Below are 15518 nucleotides of genomic sequence, written 5' to 3' on the forward strand. Positions count from 1 at the left end.
GTGGTTTTTGTATGAGAGAACAGAGAAAAGAACGGATACTTGCTTTTATGAGAGAGGATGCGTACAAGCCCCTCTTATTCAAGGAGCTGCTTATGGTGCTGGATGTACCTAAGGACGATTTGCAGGAGTTTGAAGAGGTGATAGAAGAGCTTGAGGCTGAAGGCAGAATATTCAAGACACATAAGGACAGGTATGGCGTACCTGACAGAATGAGCCTTGCAGTAGGACGGTTGCAGGGAAATGAGCGCGGGTATGGTTTTGTAATACCTGACGAGGAAGGAGTAGGCGACGTTTTTATTACTGCGGAGGCTTTAAACGGAGCCATGCATAATGACAGGGTTATTGCGCGCATAAGCAAGAAAACAACGGCGGATAAACGGTCTGAGGGTGAGATAATAAGAATTTTGAAGCGCGCCAACAACACCGTTGTGGGGACATTTGAAAAAAGCAAGTACTTTGGGTTTGTCGTTCCCGACAATGCCAGAATTTCTGGGGACATATTTATTCCAAGGGATGAATTTAACAATGCCAAGCCGGGGCAAAAGGTTATAGCCGAGCTGGTAAAATGGCCGGAAAAAAGAAGAAATGCCGAGGGGCGGATTGTTGAGATAATCGGAAACGCAAATGAAGCAGGAGTAGATATACTGTCTATTATAAAGGCGCATAACTTTATTGAGGAGTTTCCCGAGGATGTAATAAAACAGGCGGAGGATATAGACGATAGCGTAACAGAGGAAATGCTGGAGGGGAGGCGTGATTTAAGAGGGCTTACAATGGTGACTATAGACGGGGAGGATGCGAAGGATCTTGACGATGCCGTTTCTATAGAAAGGCTTGCTAACGGGAATTACAGGCTGGGAGTACATATTGCCGATGTAAGCCGCTACGTAACGGAAGGCTCCCCTCTGGATCAGGAGGCATTGAAAAGGGGTACAAGCGTCTATCTTGTTGACAGGGTTATACCTATGCTGCCTAAAAAGCTTTCCAACGGGATATGCAGTCTTAATCCTCAGGTGGACAGGCTTGCCTTTTCCGTCATGATGGATGTAGATTCAAGCGGAAGAGTAGTCGATCATGAGATTTTTGAAAGCGTTATAAAAACAAACGAGAGAATGACTTATACGAATGTCTATAAAATATTGGTTGAAAACGACAGCGAGCTTATAAGCAGGTATAATTACCTTATAGAGGACTTTAAGTCTATGGAGGAGCTGGCGGCTATACTGCGCAAAAAAAGGTTTGCAAGAGGAGCAATTGATTTTGACTTTGAGGAGGCCAAAATCATACTTGATGAAAAGGGCAGGCCGGTAGAAGTTAGGAGATATGAAATCACCATAGCCAATAAAATTATTGAGGAGTTTATGCTTGTATGCAATGAAACTGTGGCGGAGCATTTTTATTGGGCGAACTGTCCTTTTGTTTATAGAATACACGAGGACCCGGATGCCGAAAAAATCTCTTCATTTAATGAGTTTATACACAATCTTGGGTATAATGTCAAAGGTATTAATAAAATTCATCCAAGAGCCTTACAGGAGCTGTTGGAGAGGGTGAAGGGCAAAAGAGAGGAAAGGATAATAAGCACCGTAATGCTGCGTTCGCTTCAAAAGGCGAGGTACAGCAATGAAAACGGAGGGCATTTTGGCTTGGCGGCAAAATATTACTGCCACTTTACTTCACCTATAAGAAGGTATCCCGATCTCATTATACACCGGATAATGAAGGAGTATATAAAGGGGCAGATGGGAATGGACAGGCAGGAGGTCTTAAATTCCCGGCTGCCAGGAGTTGCAAAGCTTTGCTCTGAGAGAGAGAGGGCATCGGAGGAGGCCGAAAGAGAGACTGAGGATTTAAAGAAGGTTGAGTTTATGAAGCAGCAGGAGGGAGAAGTATTTGAGGGCATTATTTCAAATGTTACATCCTTCGGAATGTTTATAGAGCTTGACAACACCATAGAAGGGCTTGTAAGGATGAGCAGCATGGAGGATGATTATTATATATACAATGACAAGCAGTATTATTTGATCGGAGAGAGAAGCAGAAAAATTTACAGAATAGGGGATATAGTGAATGTAAAGCTTGCCAGGGCTGATATTGCCGCTCGCAAGATAGATTTTGTGCTTGTGGAGGCTCCGGCTTCCGAGGAAGCCAAAAGCGCGCCTGAACATGTTAAGGAGCAGAAGCCTGCCAAGATCAAAAGAGGTAAAAAGACTATGGACCCAAAGGTTAAAAAAAATATAATGGGCAAGGGCAGAAGAAAAAAGTCTTAATTAAAAAATCTTTATCGCTATATATGGATATGCTGTATGGAGGGTGAGTGAAAAATGGTAATTGTGAGTGCATGTCTTGCGGGTGTGAAGTGCAAATATAACGGTAAGAGCAATTTTAACAGCGAAGCGGAAAAGCTGGTTAAGAGCGGCAAGGCTGTCCCGGTATGTCCCGAGCAGATGGGGGGCTGTCCCACCCCGCGCCTTAAGGCCGAAATTCTTAACGGAACAGGCGCGGATGTACTGGATGGGAAATGCATTGTAGTAAAGGAGAATGGAGAGAACGCAACGCAGGAATTCATTAAGGGGGCTGAGGAGGTGCTGAAAATAGCCTTGCTTACAGGAGCAAAGAGGGCTGTTTTAAAATCGGGAAGCCCGTCCTGCGGATGTGGAAGCATATACGACGGAAGCTTTTCAGGAAATAAAATAAAGGGCAACGGAGTTACCTCCGAGCTCCTTATAAGAAACGGTATAGAGGTTGTTTCGGAAGAACGGCTTAATATTTAAAAACCGGGCATATATGTCCGGTTTTTAAATAAACTGTATATTAAACTAAGAAAGACTTGATTTCTTCGCAGAAGTTATCGCATGCGTCTGTATGGACATCAACCTTAATGGGCTTGCTCAAATCAAGGCTGAAAATTCCCATAATTGATTTTGCATCTACAATATACCGACCGGATGTTAAATCAACATCGAAATCGTATTTGTTTACAAAGTTAACGAAATCCTTAACATCATTGATTGACTTTAGCATAATATTGAATGTTTTCATATCTATACCTCCTTAATAATAGGTGTTGCAATAGTCTGTTCAATTTAATAACCACCTACTATAATATTATCTTTTTTATTGTCTCAAGTCAATGAGGATGTTGTTAAAACTTTCTAAGGCCGTTATTGGAAAATGGACTGAATGTGGCATTATAGACGGCTTATGAAAGGTATTGTGCATTATTAACAAACTTTTGTGCAAATTTATGTGAAAATTAAGAAAATACTGTTAAGGAAAAAGGAGGACGCAAGAAAGCATTATATTTGTCAGCATGAGGTGAGGTAGAGTATAATAGGCTATGTGCATAAAGCACATAATTATGAGGATATTTTTATTTACGGGGATAGTCTTTGGCTTTCGGAGGATGCTATAAAAATGAAGGATAATAATGGGAAAGTTGATTTGAGCTTGGATGGTGAAGAGTTTTTCAGGCAATACGGCAGAAAAAAGACGGTGGGAATGTTTACCCTCGGTTGCAAGGTTAACCAGTATGAGACGGAGGCCATGGCGGGGATTTTCAGGCAAAAAGGCTATGAGGTGGTTGATTTCAGCGGTGAGGCGGATGTTTATGTTATAAATACATGTACCGTTACCAGCCTTAGCGACAGAAAGTCCAGGCAGATGATCAGGAGGGCAAAAAGCAGCAATAAAAACTCTATTGTCGCCGTTGTAGGGTGTTATTCTCAGGCATCTCCCGAGGAGGTGCGGAATATTCCCGGGGTGAACGTCATTATAGGAACGAGGGAAAGAAGCAAAATAGTTGATTACGTAAATGAAATAGAAGCAGATGCCGGACAGGTTTGCATTGTGGAAAACATCATGAAGGAAAAAAGCTTTGAAGCCCTTAAGATAGATGCATATGAGGGGCGCACGAGGGCCTTTCTGAAAATTCAGGAGGGCTGCAGCCAGTTTTGTGCATACTGTATTATACCATATGCAAGAGGACCCATAAGAAGCAGGCCGCATGATGAGATTTTGAGTGAGGTGGAAAGACTTTCGGAAAGCGGCTTTAAAGAGGTGGTTCTGACAGGAATACATATAGCCTCGTATGGGAAGGATATTAAAAGCACCTCATTAACCGAAATCATCCGGCAGGTGCATGAAGTTAAAGGGATTGAAAGAATAAGGCTGGGGTCGCTGGAGCCTATGGCGATAACGGATGAGTTTATCGGCATGGCAAAGGAGCTTACAAGGCTTTGCCCGCACTATCATCTGTCGCTCCAGAGCGGGTGTAATGCCACATTAAATAGGATGAACAGGAAATATTCCGTAGCTGAATATAAGGAAGTGGTTGAGAGGCTAAGACAAGCTGTGCCCGATGTGGCTATAACTACCGATATTATGGTGGGATTTCCAGGAGAAACCGACAGTGAGTTTAGAGAGACATACAGATTTATAGAAGAAATATCATTTGCACAAATGCACATATTTAAATATTCCCGCCGGAAGGGAACTCCCGCCGCGGATTTTGAGGATCAAATTTCTTCAGAATTAAAGGAGGAGAGAGCCAAGACGCTTACAGAGCTTGCAAGGCTCAAAACACTTGAATTTAATTCGCGTTTTATAGGAAGGATCATGCCTGTGCTTTTTGAGCAGCACTATGCAGGCGTAAAAGGAATGATAGAGGGACTGACTCCCAATTACATAAAGGTAATCAGCAGGGCTCCCGTTAAGTTAAAAGGACAGGTTGCACGGGTTGAGATAGAAAGCGCGGAACAGGACTATGCTGCCGGAAAAATTGTTGAATGATTTGCAAATCCTAAGCTTATATGTCTTGCATAAATTACTCCGTTGTATTACTATATAAATATAGATGATTTCACTTTATATTTTACAAATGGTCGTTTTGAGTGAGATATAGTCTATGCTGTAGTTGGGAGAGTGGTTGATGTGGCTGATATTAACGAGACAATGATGTTTAAGGTGGAAAAGGATAAGGATAGCGAGGCAAGAGAGGTAGTAATGACTGTTTACCAAGCCTTGAAGGAGAAGGGGTACAATCCCATAAGCCAGATAGTGGGATATATTCTGTCGGGTGATCCTACATATATAACCAGTCATCAGAACGCAAGAAGTGTAATAAGGCGGCTTGAGAGGGATGAGCTGCTTGAGGAAATATTAAAGTGGTATCTGGAGGATAAGAAATAGCCTTTGGCCCTGTATTATTAAAAATGCAGGGCTTTATATTATGGGAAGGGCTGTGCTGTGCACAGAAAGCGCAAATAGTATGAGAATAATGGGAATTGATTATGGTGACAGCAGGATAGGCGTTTCGGTAAGTGATCCTATGGGCTGGATTGCTCAGGCTGTGGAGACTATTAATCTGAACGGCAGTACCTCTAAAGCGTTGCAGAGAATATACGAGCTGGCGCAGGGCTATTCTGCCGGGAGAATTGTTGTGGGATTCCCTAAGAACATGAATGGAACCATAGGGCCAAGGGGAGAGAAGACACTTGAATTTATAGAGCTTTTAGACAGAAAAATTAATAATGAGGAAAATGGGATTGAAATTATCAAATGGGACGAGAGGCTCACTACGGTTGCGGCAAACAGAACCATGCATGAGCTTGGAGTGAAAACCTCCAGGAAGAAAAAGCTGGTTGATCAGATTGCGGCTGTTTATATACTGCAAGGGTATCTTGACAGCTTAAAGAATTTATAAGCGCCTTTGAATAAAAAAGCTTATATTACAAAACCTAAGCTTGGGTTGCCCACGGGGCAGCTTCAGAAGGTGTTAGCAATAGTATTATTGTACCCAAAGCAAATTTTAAATTACATTTTGAAATTTGTTGAAATAATATGGGAAATGGTAATTTTATATGTTATAATGGGTTGGAATCCAAATGATTGATGTTTTAGAACAGGAGGAGTATACGATGGCTGAAGAACGGGATGATATAGTTATACTGGTGGATGACAATGGTGACGAAGCAGAGTTTGAGCATCTGGATACCATTGAAATTAATGAAAGCGAATATGTAATATTAATACCTCTTTCTGAGAATGAAGACGAGGATATGGAAGAGGAAGAGGTTGTTATTCTTAAAATAGAGCATGGGGAAGACGGAGAGGACTCCTTTGTGAGTGTAGAGAATGAAGAGGAGCTCAATGCGGTGTTTGAGGAATTCAAGCTTAGAATGGAAGATGAATACGAATTTGAAGATGATGAATAAAAAAACCGGCTGCCATGCCGGTTTTTTTATTCATCATCTTCATATCTATAAAAAGATTTTAATTTTAAAAGGTATTGATAAATATTTGTAGAATCATAATCTATAACTCATTTCTGGAGGGGTAATACATATGAAGAAAATCGGACTTATGCTTGCCGCCCTTTTTTTGCTGCTTATAATGCTTTCTGCCTGCAGCAATGACGCAAAGGAAATAATAGCCGAGCAGGACTCCACCTCAGAGCAGACCTTTATACCTGCGGAGGACACGGGAATTGAAGAAGAGCCAGCCCAAGAGGATGCATTTATTATGCCTGTTGAAGGTAAAAGGCCGTATGCGGTAATGATAGATAATGAAGGGAGCAAGCCTTTACCTCAGGGCGGAATAAAAAAGGCACAGATAGTATATGAGATGATAGCAGAGGGCGGAGTAACAAGGCTTATGCCTATATTCTGGAACGCCGATGGTGAATTAATAGGCCCGGTCAGGAGCTCAAGGCATTATTTTCTGGACTATGTTATGGAGCATGACGCAATATACGTGCATTTTGGATGGAGTCCTCTTGCCAAATCGGACATTTCAAAGCTTAAAATCAACAATATTAACGGAGTAGGCAAGGGGGGAGAGGCATTCTGGGATCTGACTAAGGACAAAAATAACTGGCAGGATTCTTATACCTCTGCAAAAAATCTTGATGAGTGTGTGGGAAGGCTTAAATATCCCGTGAGCACCGATAAAAAGCTTATATTTTCTTATAATGCGTCGGACGTAGAGCCGGGTACCGGTGAAAAGGCCGAGAAGATTAAAATAAAATATTCGGGAGGGTATGTATGCAGCTATGAGTATGATTCCTCCTCTAAAAAATATTCCAGATTCAGGCAGGGAAAGCCTCATATGGAAAGAGCAGACAATACTCAGCTAACGGCAAAGAACATCATTATTCAGTATGTCGCAAATAAAAGAATCAGCGGGGACAGAGAGGACAGGCAGGAGCTTTCCAACATAGGAAGCGGAAGAGGGCTGTTTATATCCTGCGGAAAAATGATGGAAATAACATGGTCAAAGAAATCAAGAAGCTCAAAAACAGAGTATATGGATATGGAGGGAAAGCCTGTTTTATTGAATCCTGGGCAGACATGGATTCAGATTGTGCCTAAGGGCAATAATGCAGTCATAGAATAGGTTTAAATTGTTGTCATCGGGGTTTGCGGCGCTGTGCTTTAAGTGCCATTTCCAGAAGAGTTTCTCTCTGATTAAGCTCGGGGTTATTTACTACTTCTTTCAGAAGATTTTTTAATATCCCTCCTATTTCCTTACCCTGACGAAAACCTGATGCTATAAGGTCATCCCCGTTTATGGAAAGCTCTCTGGTGCTTAAGCACTGCCCCATGGCTTTGATTTCCATATATATGTTCCTTATTTTGCCCAGCTTTTCAAGCCTGTCGGGCAGGAAGGCGGGGTTTTGAGCCTTAATATCGGCTGCTCTGACTTTCAGAAGCAGCTCAAATATATCCTCGCCTATGCTGCATACGGCTCTTCTTACGGCTGTGGGTTGGGGTTCTATTTGCCTGTCATGGTTCTTAACCAGCCTGCATACGGTGTCTATAGTTTTGTTGTCAAATTTCAGCCTTTTAAGCACTGCATTCGCTATTTCAGTGCTCTTATGATGGTGTCCGTAAAAGTGGTCGGTGCCTTTTTTGTCTGTGGTTTTTGTATGAGGCTTGCCGGTATCATGCAAAAGCATTGTCCACCTGAGAACGGGAGTGGCTTCAATATTCTTTACAGCTGTCAGAGAATGCAGAGCTACATTGTAAATATGATAAGGATGCCTCTGGTCGGTTGCAAAGCATGGTTCAAGCTCGGGAAGCACGTGAGAGAGAATTCCCGTGTCGTTAAGCAGGCTGAATTTCATAGGGTTATTCGACAGCAGCAACCGGGTAAGCTCATCCCTGATCCTTTCGCTGCTTATGTTAGATAGCAGAAAGGACGTGGCTTTTATGCCTTCCAAGGTCTTTTTATCTATTTCGAAGCCAAGCTGCGCAGAAAAACGCACGGCCCTCAGAATCCTCAAAGCATCCTCATTAAACCTTTTTTCTGCATTTCCTACGGCGCGAATAATCCTTTTCTGTATGTCAGAGACACCGCCAAAGGGGTCTATTAGGCCGTGAAACGGGTGATAGGCTATTGCGTTTGCGGTGAAATCCCTTCTTGAAAGATCCTCCTTAAGTGAGCGGGTAAAGCGTACCTCCTCAGGCTTTCTGTTGTCCCGGTACTCGCCGTCTATCCTGAAGGTTGTAATTTCAAAGCTCTCATTATCCAGCAAAACAGTTACCGTGCCATGCTTAAGACCCGTGTCTACAGTTCTTTTGAAAAGCTTTTTAACCTGCTCCGGCTCTGCGCCTGTCGCTATGTCCCAATCATTAGGGCTTATGCCTATCAGGCTGTCCCTTACACACCCCCCCACAGCGTACGCTTCAAAGCCTTCTGAGTTTAAGGCTTCAATTGCGCGAAGCGGAAGAGGGGGAATGTGAATTTTCAGTTTTGAACCGGCAGCATTATCCATATACTTATTTCACCACGTATAATATAATTATTTATTGTAGCTTTTTTAATAATAATTATACTATATAGTGCGGCAGTAAGTAAAATATGTATCAACTCTTAAGATGTAAATGTTCAGGCGAAAAGGGAAGGCTAAGAAAAGCTGCATATGCTTTTCAAATTCTCTTTCGCAGCTTCTATAAAGCGTGAATTACTGAGAAGATTCAGATAATCACAGCATTCGCACTGAAAGGTAAGGCCGTTCAGCTTTTCAACCTCACTTTCAGGAAGATTTATTATGACCGAGTTACAATTGTAGCAACGAAGACATGTAAATTTATACATTATTATACGCTCCTTTTTATTGTGGCCTGTATTACAGAATTTAAGCCATATGCATTAGATGCATATTAAGTATATGTTAATTCGTCGTTTAAATTACCATGTACATTTTTACGGACATAAAAAATTACAGGATAAACATAAAGTGCGTTTGCCATAGAAATAAATCTTTTTGATAAAGAAACATGCGACAAAATATCGGGAATTCTTGAATCGGCTAAAAGAATGGGAATGAATAATAGATTTGTTGTATAAAGGCTGATATCATAAAAGCTTCACAAATAAAAAGCCGCTGCGAAACAAATGCGAGAAACAAGGTACTGAGGACTTGCACCCGCATTGTGCTTCGAAGCAGGTTTATTCAGGTAGAGGACCTCATAACGAGAACGCCTCTTTAAGACTCCTCTAAAGCCCTTATTGATTTAAAAGAAAGCTGAGATAGAGGAATGCCTGATTCATGGCTTACAATAGCCATGATCATAGCAGCAGTTTTTTCATCTACGTTAATAAGCTTAAGCTCTCCTGCCGAAACACCGCGATTGTCCTCCTCAAGCTCTTTAGCAGCCGGAGCTGAAGCTTCCGCCTGTATAAGAGCCGGCTGGCTTTTATTATGCCTTGCACTGCTTAGAATTACCGACAGCAGCTTTATTAAGAAAAACAGGCATATAAGTACAAAAAACACCAATGAAATGCAGAACAAAGACAGTCCTATACTTTGAGCTATAGACATGGACACCACCCTTTCATAAAAAATTTTTTCCATGGTTTATGCTTTAAAGGCATATAAAAAGGGCGAAAAGCCTCATAAATAATGAGCTTCCCACCCCAGAAGACTGAAATCTTGAAAACGAATACCAAACTCGCCCAACCGTAAATCAACCCTGTTCAATTGCAGCCAGTATATCATAATTTTTAATTTTTGGCAAGCAAAACGAAAGACTATTTTAATTCTGTTTTCGTGTTTTTATTACAAATAAAAAAACGTAATGATGTGTCACAAAAGCACCTGCAAGAAGGATGCGTATTATAAGGTTGTCAATCACAATAAAAGAAGCTGCAATTGCAGAGCTGGCAACAAGCTGCACGACCAGCTTTTGCTGTATCGGCAAGGATCTATCCCTTTCATATCCATATAAATATTTTTTATATATCCGTGTTCCCTTAAACCAGTGATTCATTCTTTCGGAGCCTCTGGTGAAGCAATATAGCGTAAGCAGGAGAAAAGGAGTTGTGGGAAGCCCGGGCAGTATGGCGCCCAGTAAGCCAAGTGCCAATGAGAGGATACCGATTAAAACATATATAATTTTTTTCAAAAGGCTTTATACCTCCGATATTGTTATAATCCTTAGCATTTTTTATACACCTATTATATCAATTTTTTACATAAACAGCTATAAAAACAGAGAATATATCGGATAAGTTTTGTAATAAGGAGATGAAGAGGCCCCTGGTCTTTGTCTCTCATCTTTTCGCAGCGCTTATTGTGCTAATCAAATCACAGCCTTTCGGCATAGAGCATACAATAATGCTATAAGCACATGAAAGGATTGAGAAATATGTATAACATGTATAATACATATCCATATTACATAAACACGCCGGTGTATAATGCTTATAATCCCTTTCCTTACTCCGGGACTGCACCAATGTATAGCTCAAATTTATTTAAGCAGTATCCTAATCAGTATATTCCCTTTACAGGTAAGGAAAAGGACGGAAGTACAATCAAATTGAAGGATTATGGCCCGCAGCCTTTCGCAATCAACATTGAAGAGGCCACCTTGCAAAATAATACCTTCCGCACGGCCTTATGGACAGGAAGCCATTTGCAGGTTACCTTAATGAGCATCAATGTCGGGGAGGACATAGGGTTCGAGGTTCACCCCGGACTTGACCAGTTTATACGCATTGAAGAGGGCCAGGGGCTTGTTGTAATGGGTGATACAAAGGATAAGCCGGATTTTCAGGAGAAGGTCTATGATGACTTTGCATTCATCATACCTGCCGGTAAATGGCATAACCTTATCAACACAGGCTACAGGCCGCTTAAATTATACTCTATTTATGCACCGCCCCAGCATCCGAAAGGCACGGTTCATGCGACCAAAGCAATTGCAGAGGCCGCTGAGGAAAGTCACACGCACTAGAAGATATTTACTTTGCAAGTGTAATTGCAAATAAATGAATATTGCTGCAGTCCGGCAGCCGGATATAATCTAACTGCCGGATTGGGTTCAAATTCAAAGCTCTGGCGTACAAATGCCCTTTAAGCATACTGCTTCTCAACACGCCATCTCTGTCTTTTTCCGCGCACATTCCTTCCCAGACCACGATCTCACCAAAATGAGATTCGGGGTAGGTCCAGTCTGTAAATTCCAGAGGAACGTGAGAAACAGTTCCATCCAAATAACGGATTTCCAATAATTCAGAGTAGTGTCCCCACTCTGCACAGCCCATAAGCATAATACAAGAAAAGCAACCATTTTCTAAATTGATTTTTTGGCCCGCGCAGGAGATATTGTCGGTTTTGTTGTCAACCGGCTGCGGAAACTTAAATCTCATGCCTTGAAAATTCCATATGTCATCCGAAGGGAGTCCATGCGTCAAAAAAACCTGTCCTGTAGATGTCAGGCTCGCCTCGGTATACTCGCCTATATCACTGTAAAACCCCTCATTATTAAGAAACCCGGAAATATCTACAAACCTGTATTCCTGAAGCCCGTCCGTCTGAGCAGTTATATTTGCGGAAGAATCTGCTACCTGGGAGGATACAGACCTGCCTTCAATTATCTTTATCAAATCATCACAAAGGCTTTGTTCTATGTCGGCAATATTGCAAAGCTTGGCCGAAGCTGTTTCAAGTTTACGGATAAAGCTGCCTTGTGAAGTAACATCCATCGCACCATTTAATTTCTGCCGATAAACTGTTGCGGTAACCAGTCCCCACAGTGACAGCCACTGGTTGGAAAGGAAAATAAAACGATCCCTGCACTCTGAAAGTACATGAGCGTTATGGTAATTAATTAAATAAGTAAAAAAGTGGGAGAAAAAATACCGGCTGTGGTATGTATATTTTATTTTTTCACCAAGATTACCGTTGCCGCTGATTTCCAAAGCATAATTGTCAGGATTGGCAATGAGTTTTGAAAACTCCCTTATGGACTCGAAGGAATTATTTTCAAGCAGAGAGCTTGTATTGCTCTTAATTACAGCGCGCCAGTCTATATCATTCTTTTCATCATCTACTATTGAAAAGGTTACACAGTCCTTATAGGCTTTTATGAATACATCCTTTGGTATTATAGCAGGCTTTTTGAAATCATGTATGTCTATGCAATATATGCCTTCATTGTCATCGCTTATTCCGGTGACGAGACAGGGATAATAAAGGCTCTCCCCTTTTGTGTTCTCAGGAGTCCAGGGGTAATATTTGTTATTAAAGTTTACTGCAATAGGAAAGCCCTTTTTAAGCTCGCGGTATGCTATGCCTATAATATCTTCAACTCCCTCTATTCCCATAAAGGTTAGCTGTATACCGTGATATTGTTCTAAGAGGGAAGCATAGTCGTTATCTTCTATAAATATTCTGTCAAAAATGGCTGACGAATTATTCGGAGCTGCGGGCAACAGCCCAAAACTCCAAAACCGGGAGAAAATCATGTCATACCGGCGTTTTAGCCAAAATGATACGGTGGCCAATAATGCTTCCTCACAAAACATTTCTTGAGGCTGCTCTAATTTTATATCTAAATACAACATATATTAACCCCCCAATTGTTTTTAAATGGAAGATTTAAATTTTAATGAATGGTAAATTATAAGAATTATATTAGCCTAAAATTAAAATGTTCGCAATATATTTTCAAAATATAATAAAAACTGCCGGAATAGAAGCACAAAAATACGACTTTTTTTAAAACCATAGTTCTCCTACTATACAAATTAATAATATAATTATATAATAAAAAGTAATTCTATTAATTTTTTTACATTAAAGCCTATTATAGTCTAGAAGCAATGCTCCCAACATAAACAACACTAAACAATTCGCATTTCCCAATAAACCAATTGGCCTTGTAAAGCTCCAATATTATTAAAAATACTGGCTTCAATGTCTTTTATATAAATATAATTTTATAAGGGGGAAGATTAACGATGGAAAAAACAAAGGGCAAAGCATCATGCAAAAAGTGGCTGAGGCCGATTGTCATGCTGCTTGTAATTTCCTTATTACTGCCTTTGCTTGCTCCCGGGCCAACGGTACAGGGAGCTGCTTCACCGCGTATAGGCGGGTCTTACTACAGCTATGGGGAAGCCATGCAAAAAGCAATTCTTTTCTACAAGGCCAACCGTCTCGGCGACTTGCCTGACGATTACATTCTGCCTTACCGTGGAGATGCCGCCATGACAGACGGACAGGACGTGGGTCTTGATTTGACGGGGGGCTGGGCAGATGCAGGAGACGGAATTAAGTTCACTCATCCCATGTCCTATGCCGCAGGCCAGTTGGGATGGGCGGTGTATGAGTATCGCAGGGCATTTGAAAAGTCGGGGCAATTGGACAATATTCTTGATGAAATCAAATGGGCTACGGATTTTTTCATAAAGGCACATCCAAGTCCTAATCTATTGTACTATATGTGCGGCTACGAGGAATCGGATCATTCGGTATGGGTAACCCATGAAATGCTTGACTATGTGACTGACAGGAAATCCTTCAAGGTAGACCCGTCCACACCGGGGTCAGATGTGGCAGGACAGACTGCCGCAGCATTAGCCATTGCATCCATTATATTTGAGCCTACCGATCCTGAATATGCCAATACCTGTTTAACTCATGCAAAGCAGCTTTTCAGCTTTGCCGATACATATAGAGGTAAAAACCCTCTGGGAAGCTTATATCCTTCGGGAGGGTATATGGATGATCTGGCGTGGGGAGCTATCTGGCTTTATATAAAAACAGAGAATACATATTACCTTGACAAGGCTAAGTCGGCCTTGCCGGTTACCTCTCTAGGCGGGGGACACACACATTGCTGGGATGATGTGAGCTACGGTGCGGCACTTAAGATAGCTCAGGCTACCCACGACAGCAGTTATGCCGCTATGGTTGAAAAAAACCTAGACATATGGATGCCTGGTGGAAGTATGAAGTATACTCCCGGAGGTCTGGCATGGCTTTCACAATGGGGATCTCTGCGCTATGCGTCTACGGCGGCATTTTTAGCATTTGTATGGTCTGACGACAAAACGGTAGGGACTGCCTCTAAAAAAGAGACCTATCACAATTTCGCCGAAAGGCAGATAAATTATGCCCTTGGAGATAACCCAAGGGGAGGAAGCTATGTGGTGGGCTTCGGCGAAAATTCGCCTGTTCATCCGCATCACAGGACTGCCCACGGTTCATGGACAAGTATGCTGTCGGTACCCCTGTTCCACCGCAATATACTTTACGGGGCGTTGGTTGGAGGTCCGGGCTCGGACGACGGCTGGAAGGATGATATCTCCGACTACACCTTAAACGAGGTGGCGACTGATTATAATGCGGGATTTGTAGGTGCTTTAGCCAAAATGTATGATATATACGGGGGAGAGCCCCTTCAAAATTGGCCTCAGCCTGAGGATTTCAGAGCTCCCGAGGACAACCTGAATGAATATTTCGTGCGTGGCTGGATAATGTATGAGGGTTATGGAGCCTTGAACCTGATGCTTCAGATTAACAACCGTTCGGCTCACCCCGCTGTAATGAAGGACAAGCTTTCTGCCCGTTATTACATGGATCTGTCCGAGCTGTTTGAGGCAGGGTATGGTCTGGAGGATGTGGAAATAACACTTGGGCAGAACGAGGGAGCAAAGCTTTACGGACTGAAGCGGTACAAGGACAATATTTACTATTTTACGGTGGATTTTTCAGGCACACAGATTTTGCCGGCTGAATGGCAAATGTGTGAAAAGGATGCCACCGTATCAATAAAATATAAGCGCAGCGACATTGGCTCAAACACAAATGACTGGTCGTATCAGGGTTTAACGGGCTCTCCTGACTATGATGCCATATCCTTTGCGGGAATGACTCCGTACATACCCATATATGATGACGGTGTTCTTCTATGGGGTAAGGAACCTCCTTTGGGAGAGCCGGAGTTTATCTACGGAGATTTGAATGATGACGGAAATGTTAATTCTATAGACTTTGCATTACTAAAGAGAGTGTTGATAGGAGAGCCTGCCCAAAATACAAATATGCAGGCGGCTGATGTCAACGCCGACGGACAGGTAAACTCCATAGACTATGCTATTTTGAAAAGCTACCTTATGAATATAATTGATTCGCTTCCTCACAGGATGTAAAATAATCCGATATTATTTAAAGGTATTTTAAAAACATCTTTTTTATAGTATCATAAAGATAATATGGAAAT

Annotated in this window: 15 protein-coding genes and 1 other annotated feature; of the genes, 9 read left to right on the forward strand and 6 right to left on the reverse strand. The window is 41.9% G+C overall.

Annotated features, from left to right (window positions below; genetic code table 11):
- The first annotated feature begins 11 nt into the window (after positions 1 to 11).
- Positions 12 to 2270 carry a ribonuclease R gene (rnr, locus tag DFR58_RS06235; protein ID WP_114296946.1) on the forward strand — a complete coding sequence of 753 codons (2259 nt, stop codon included), beginning with the start codon at positions 12 to 14 and terminating at the stop codon, positions 2268 to 2270.
- A gap of 54 nt (positions 2271 to 2324) precedes the next feature.
- The gene (locus DFR58_RS06240; RefSeq protein WP_114296947.1) at positions 2325 to 2774 is read left to right on the forward strand and encodes a 2-thiouracil desulfurase family protein; all 450 of its coding nucleotides are present in this window, start codon (positions 2325 to 2327) and stop codon (positions 2772 to 2774) included.
- Positions 2775 to 2814: 40 nt separating this feature from the next.
- Here DFR58_RS06240 and DFR58_RS06245 read toward each other — a convergent pair whose 3' ends face one another.
- Entirely contained in the window at positions 2815 to 3042 is a 228-nt protein-coding gene (locus DFR58_RS06245) for an HPr family phosphocarrier protein (protein ID WP_114296948.1), read from the reverse strand.
- Between the two features lie 375 nt (positions 3043 to 3417).
- On the opposite strand from DFR58_RS06245, the gene mtaB reads away from it, so the two are divergent.
- The 5 genes from mtaB (at position 3418) to DFR58_RS06275 (ending at position 7395) form a co-directional block, all read left to right on the forward strand.
- Positions 3418 to 4791 carry a tRNA (N(6)-L-threonylcarbamoyladenosine(37)-C(2))-methylthiotransferase MtaB gene (gene mtaB, locus DFR58_RS06250; RefSeq protein ID WP_114296988.1) on the forward strand — a complete coding sequence of 458 codons (1374 nt, stop codon included), beginning with the start codon at positions 3418 to 3420 and terminating at the stop codon, positions 4789 to 4791.
- A 162-nt stretch (positions 4792 to 4953) separates the two neighbouring features.
- A complete protein-coding gene (locus tag DFR58_RS06255) occupies positions 4954 to 5190 on the forward strand; it encodes an IreB family regulatory phosphoprotein (RefSeq protein WP_114296989.1) in 237 nt (78 codons plus the stop codon).
- A 79-nt stretch (positions 5191 to 5269) separates the two neighbouring features.
- Positions 5270 to 5704, forward strand: a complete 435-nt coding sequence (gene ruvX / locus DFR58_RS06260; protein WP_114296990.1) for a Holliday junction resolvase RuvX — start codon at positions 5270 to 5272, stop codon at positions 5702 to 5704.
- A 181-nt stretch (positions 5705 to 5885) separates the two neighbouring features.
- A complete protein-coding gene (locus DFR58_RS06270) occupies positions 5886 to 6215 on the forward strand; it encodes a DUF1292 domain-containing protein (RefSeq protein WP_479722727.1) in 330 nt (109 codons plus the stop codon).
- A gap of 130 nt (positions 6216 to 6345) precedes the next feature.
- On the forward strand, positions 6346 to 7395 hold the full coding sequence (locus DFR58_RS06275) for a DUF3048 domain-containing protein (protein WP_114296951.1): 1050 nt from the start codon (positions 6346 to 6348) through the stop codon (positions 7393 to 7395).
- Positions 7396 to 7408: 13 nt separating this feature from the next.
- Here the strand turns inward: DFR58_RS06275 and DFR58_RS06280 are convergent, their stop codons facing one another.
- The 4 genes from DFR58_RS06280 to DFR58_RS06295 all read right to left on the reverse strand — a co-directional run bounded on the left by DFR58_RS06280 (position 7409) and on the right by DFR58_RS06295 (position 10409).
- Positions 7409 to 8776: a CCA tRNA nucleotidyltransferase gene (locus DFR58_RS06280; RefSeq protein WP_114296952.1), complete on the reverse strand. Its 1368-nt coding sequence runs from the start codon at positions 8774 to 8776 to the stop codon at positions 7409 to 7411.
- Between the two features lie 131 nt (positions 8777 to 8907).
- Positions 8908 to 9099, reverse strand: coding sequence for a hypothetical protein (locus DFR58_RS06285; RefSeq protein ID WP_114296953.1), 192 nt, complete (start codon positions 9097 to 9099; stop codon positions 8908 to 8910).
- Positions 9100 to 9490: 391 nt separating this feature from the next.
- Complete coding sequence (locus DFR58_RS06290; RefSeq protein ID WP_170138054.1) at positions 9491 to 9826, reverse strand: OadG family protein; 336 nt, start codon at positions 9824 to 9826, stop codon at positions 9491 to 9493.
- 84 nt (positions 9827 to 9910) lie between these two features.
- Positions 9911 to 9966 (reverse strand) — a sequence feature (sodium ion sensor (DUF1646 type); this cis-regulatory element may regulate processes involved in with the transportation of sodium ions).
- Positions 9967 to 10040: 74 nt separating this feature from the next.
- The gene (locus tag DFR58_RS06295) at positions 10041 to 10409 is read right to left on the reverse strand and encodes a YbaN family protein (protein WP_114296955.1); all 369 of its coding nucleotides are present in this window, start codon (positions 10407 to 10409) and stop codon (positions 10041 to 10043) included.
- Positions 10410 to 10652: 243 nt separating this feature from the next.
- On the opposite strand from DFR58_RS06295, the gene DFR58_RS06300 reads away from it, so the two are divergent.
- Positions 10653 to 11243 carry a cupin domain-containing protein gene (locus DFR58_RS06300; protein ID WP_114296956.1) on the forward strand — a complete coding sequence of 197 codons (591 nt, stop codon included), beginning with the start codon at positions 10653 to 10655 and terminating at the stop codon, positions 11241 to 11243.
- A gap of 7 nt (positions 11244 to 11250) precedes the next feature.
- On the opposite strand, the gene DFR58_RS06305 is transcribed toward DFR58_RS06300, so the two are convergent.
- On the reverse strand, positions 11251 to 12855 hold the full coding sequence (locus DFR58_RS06305; protein WP_114296957.1) for a hypothetical protein: 1605 nt from the start codon (positions 12853 to 12855) through the stop codon (positions 11251 to 11253).
- Between the two features lie 396 nt (positions 12856 to 13251).
- Between DFR58_RS06305 and DFR58_RS06310 the strand changes: the two genes are divergently transcribed.
- Entirely contained in the window at positions 13252 to 15447 is a 2196-nt protein-coding gene (locus tag DFR58_RS06310) for a glycoside hydrolase family 9 protein (RefSeq protein ID WP_114296958.1), read from the forward strand.
- Positions 15448 to 15518 lie beyond the last annotated feature (71 nt).

This window comes from Anaerobacterium chartisolvens (genome assembly GCF_003337415.1).
GTDB lineage: Bacteria > Bacillota > Clostridia > Acetivibrionales > DSM-27016 > Anaerobacterium > Anaerobacterium chartisolvens.

Coding starts and splice junctions, on each gene's coding strand:
- mtaB (WP_114296988.1), top strand. CDS start 3,418: ATGAAGGATAATAATGGGAAAGTTGATTTGAGCTTGGATGGTGAAGAG.
- DFR58_RS06245 (WP_114296948.1), bottom strand. CDS start 3,042: ATGAAAACATTCAATATTATGCTAAAGTCAATCAATGATGTTAAGGAT.
- ruvX (WP_114296990.1), top strand. CDS start 5,270: ATGAGAATAATGGGAATTGATTATGGTGACAGCAGGATAGGCGTTTCG.
- DFR58_RS06270 (WP_479722727.1), top strand. CDS start 5,886: ATGATTGATGTTTTAGAACAGGAGGAGTATACGATGGCTGAAGAACGG.
- DFR58_RS06300 (WP_114296956.1), top strand. CDS start 10,653: ATGTATAACATGTATAATACATATCCATATTACATAAACACGCCGGTG.
- DFR58_RS06240 (WP_114296947.1), top strand. CDS start 2,325: ATGGTAATTGTGAGTGCATGTCTTGCGGGTGTGAAGTGCAAATATAAC.
- DFR58_RS06275 (WP_114296951.1), top strand. CDS start 6,346: ATGAAGAAAATCGGACTTATGCTTGCCGCCCTTTTTTTGCTGCTTATA.
- DFR58_RS06280 (WP_114296952.1), bottom strand. CDS start 8,776: ATGGATAATGCTGCCGGTTCAAAACTGAAAATTCACATTCCCCCTCTT.
- rnr (WP_114296946.1), top strand. CDS start 12: ATGAGAGAACAGAGAAAAGAACGGATACTTGCTTTTATGAGAGAGGAT.
- DFR58_RS06305 (WP_114296957.1), bottom strand. CDS start 12,855: ATGTTGTATTTAGATATAAAATTAGAGCAGCCTCAAGAAATGTTTTGT.
- DFR58_RS06255 (WP_114296989.1), top strand. CDS start 4,954: ATGATGTTTAAGGTGGAAAAGGATAAGGATAGCGAGGCAAGAGAGGTA.
- DFR58_RS06285 (WP_114296953.1), bottom strand. CDS start 9,099: ATGTATAAATTTACATGTCTTCGTTGCTACAATTGTAACTCGGTCATA.
- DFR58_RS06310 (WP_114296958.1), top strand. CDS start 13,252: ATGGAAAAAACAAAGGGCAAAGCATCATGCAAAAAGTGGCTGAGGCCG.
- DFR58_RS06290 (WP_170138054.1), bottom strand. CDS start 9,826: ATGTCTATAGCTCAAAGTATAGGACTGTCTTTGTTCTGCATTTCATTG.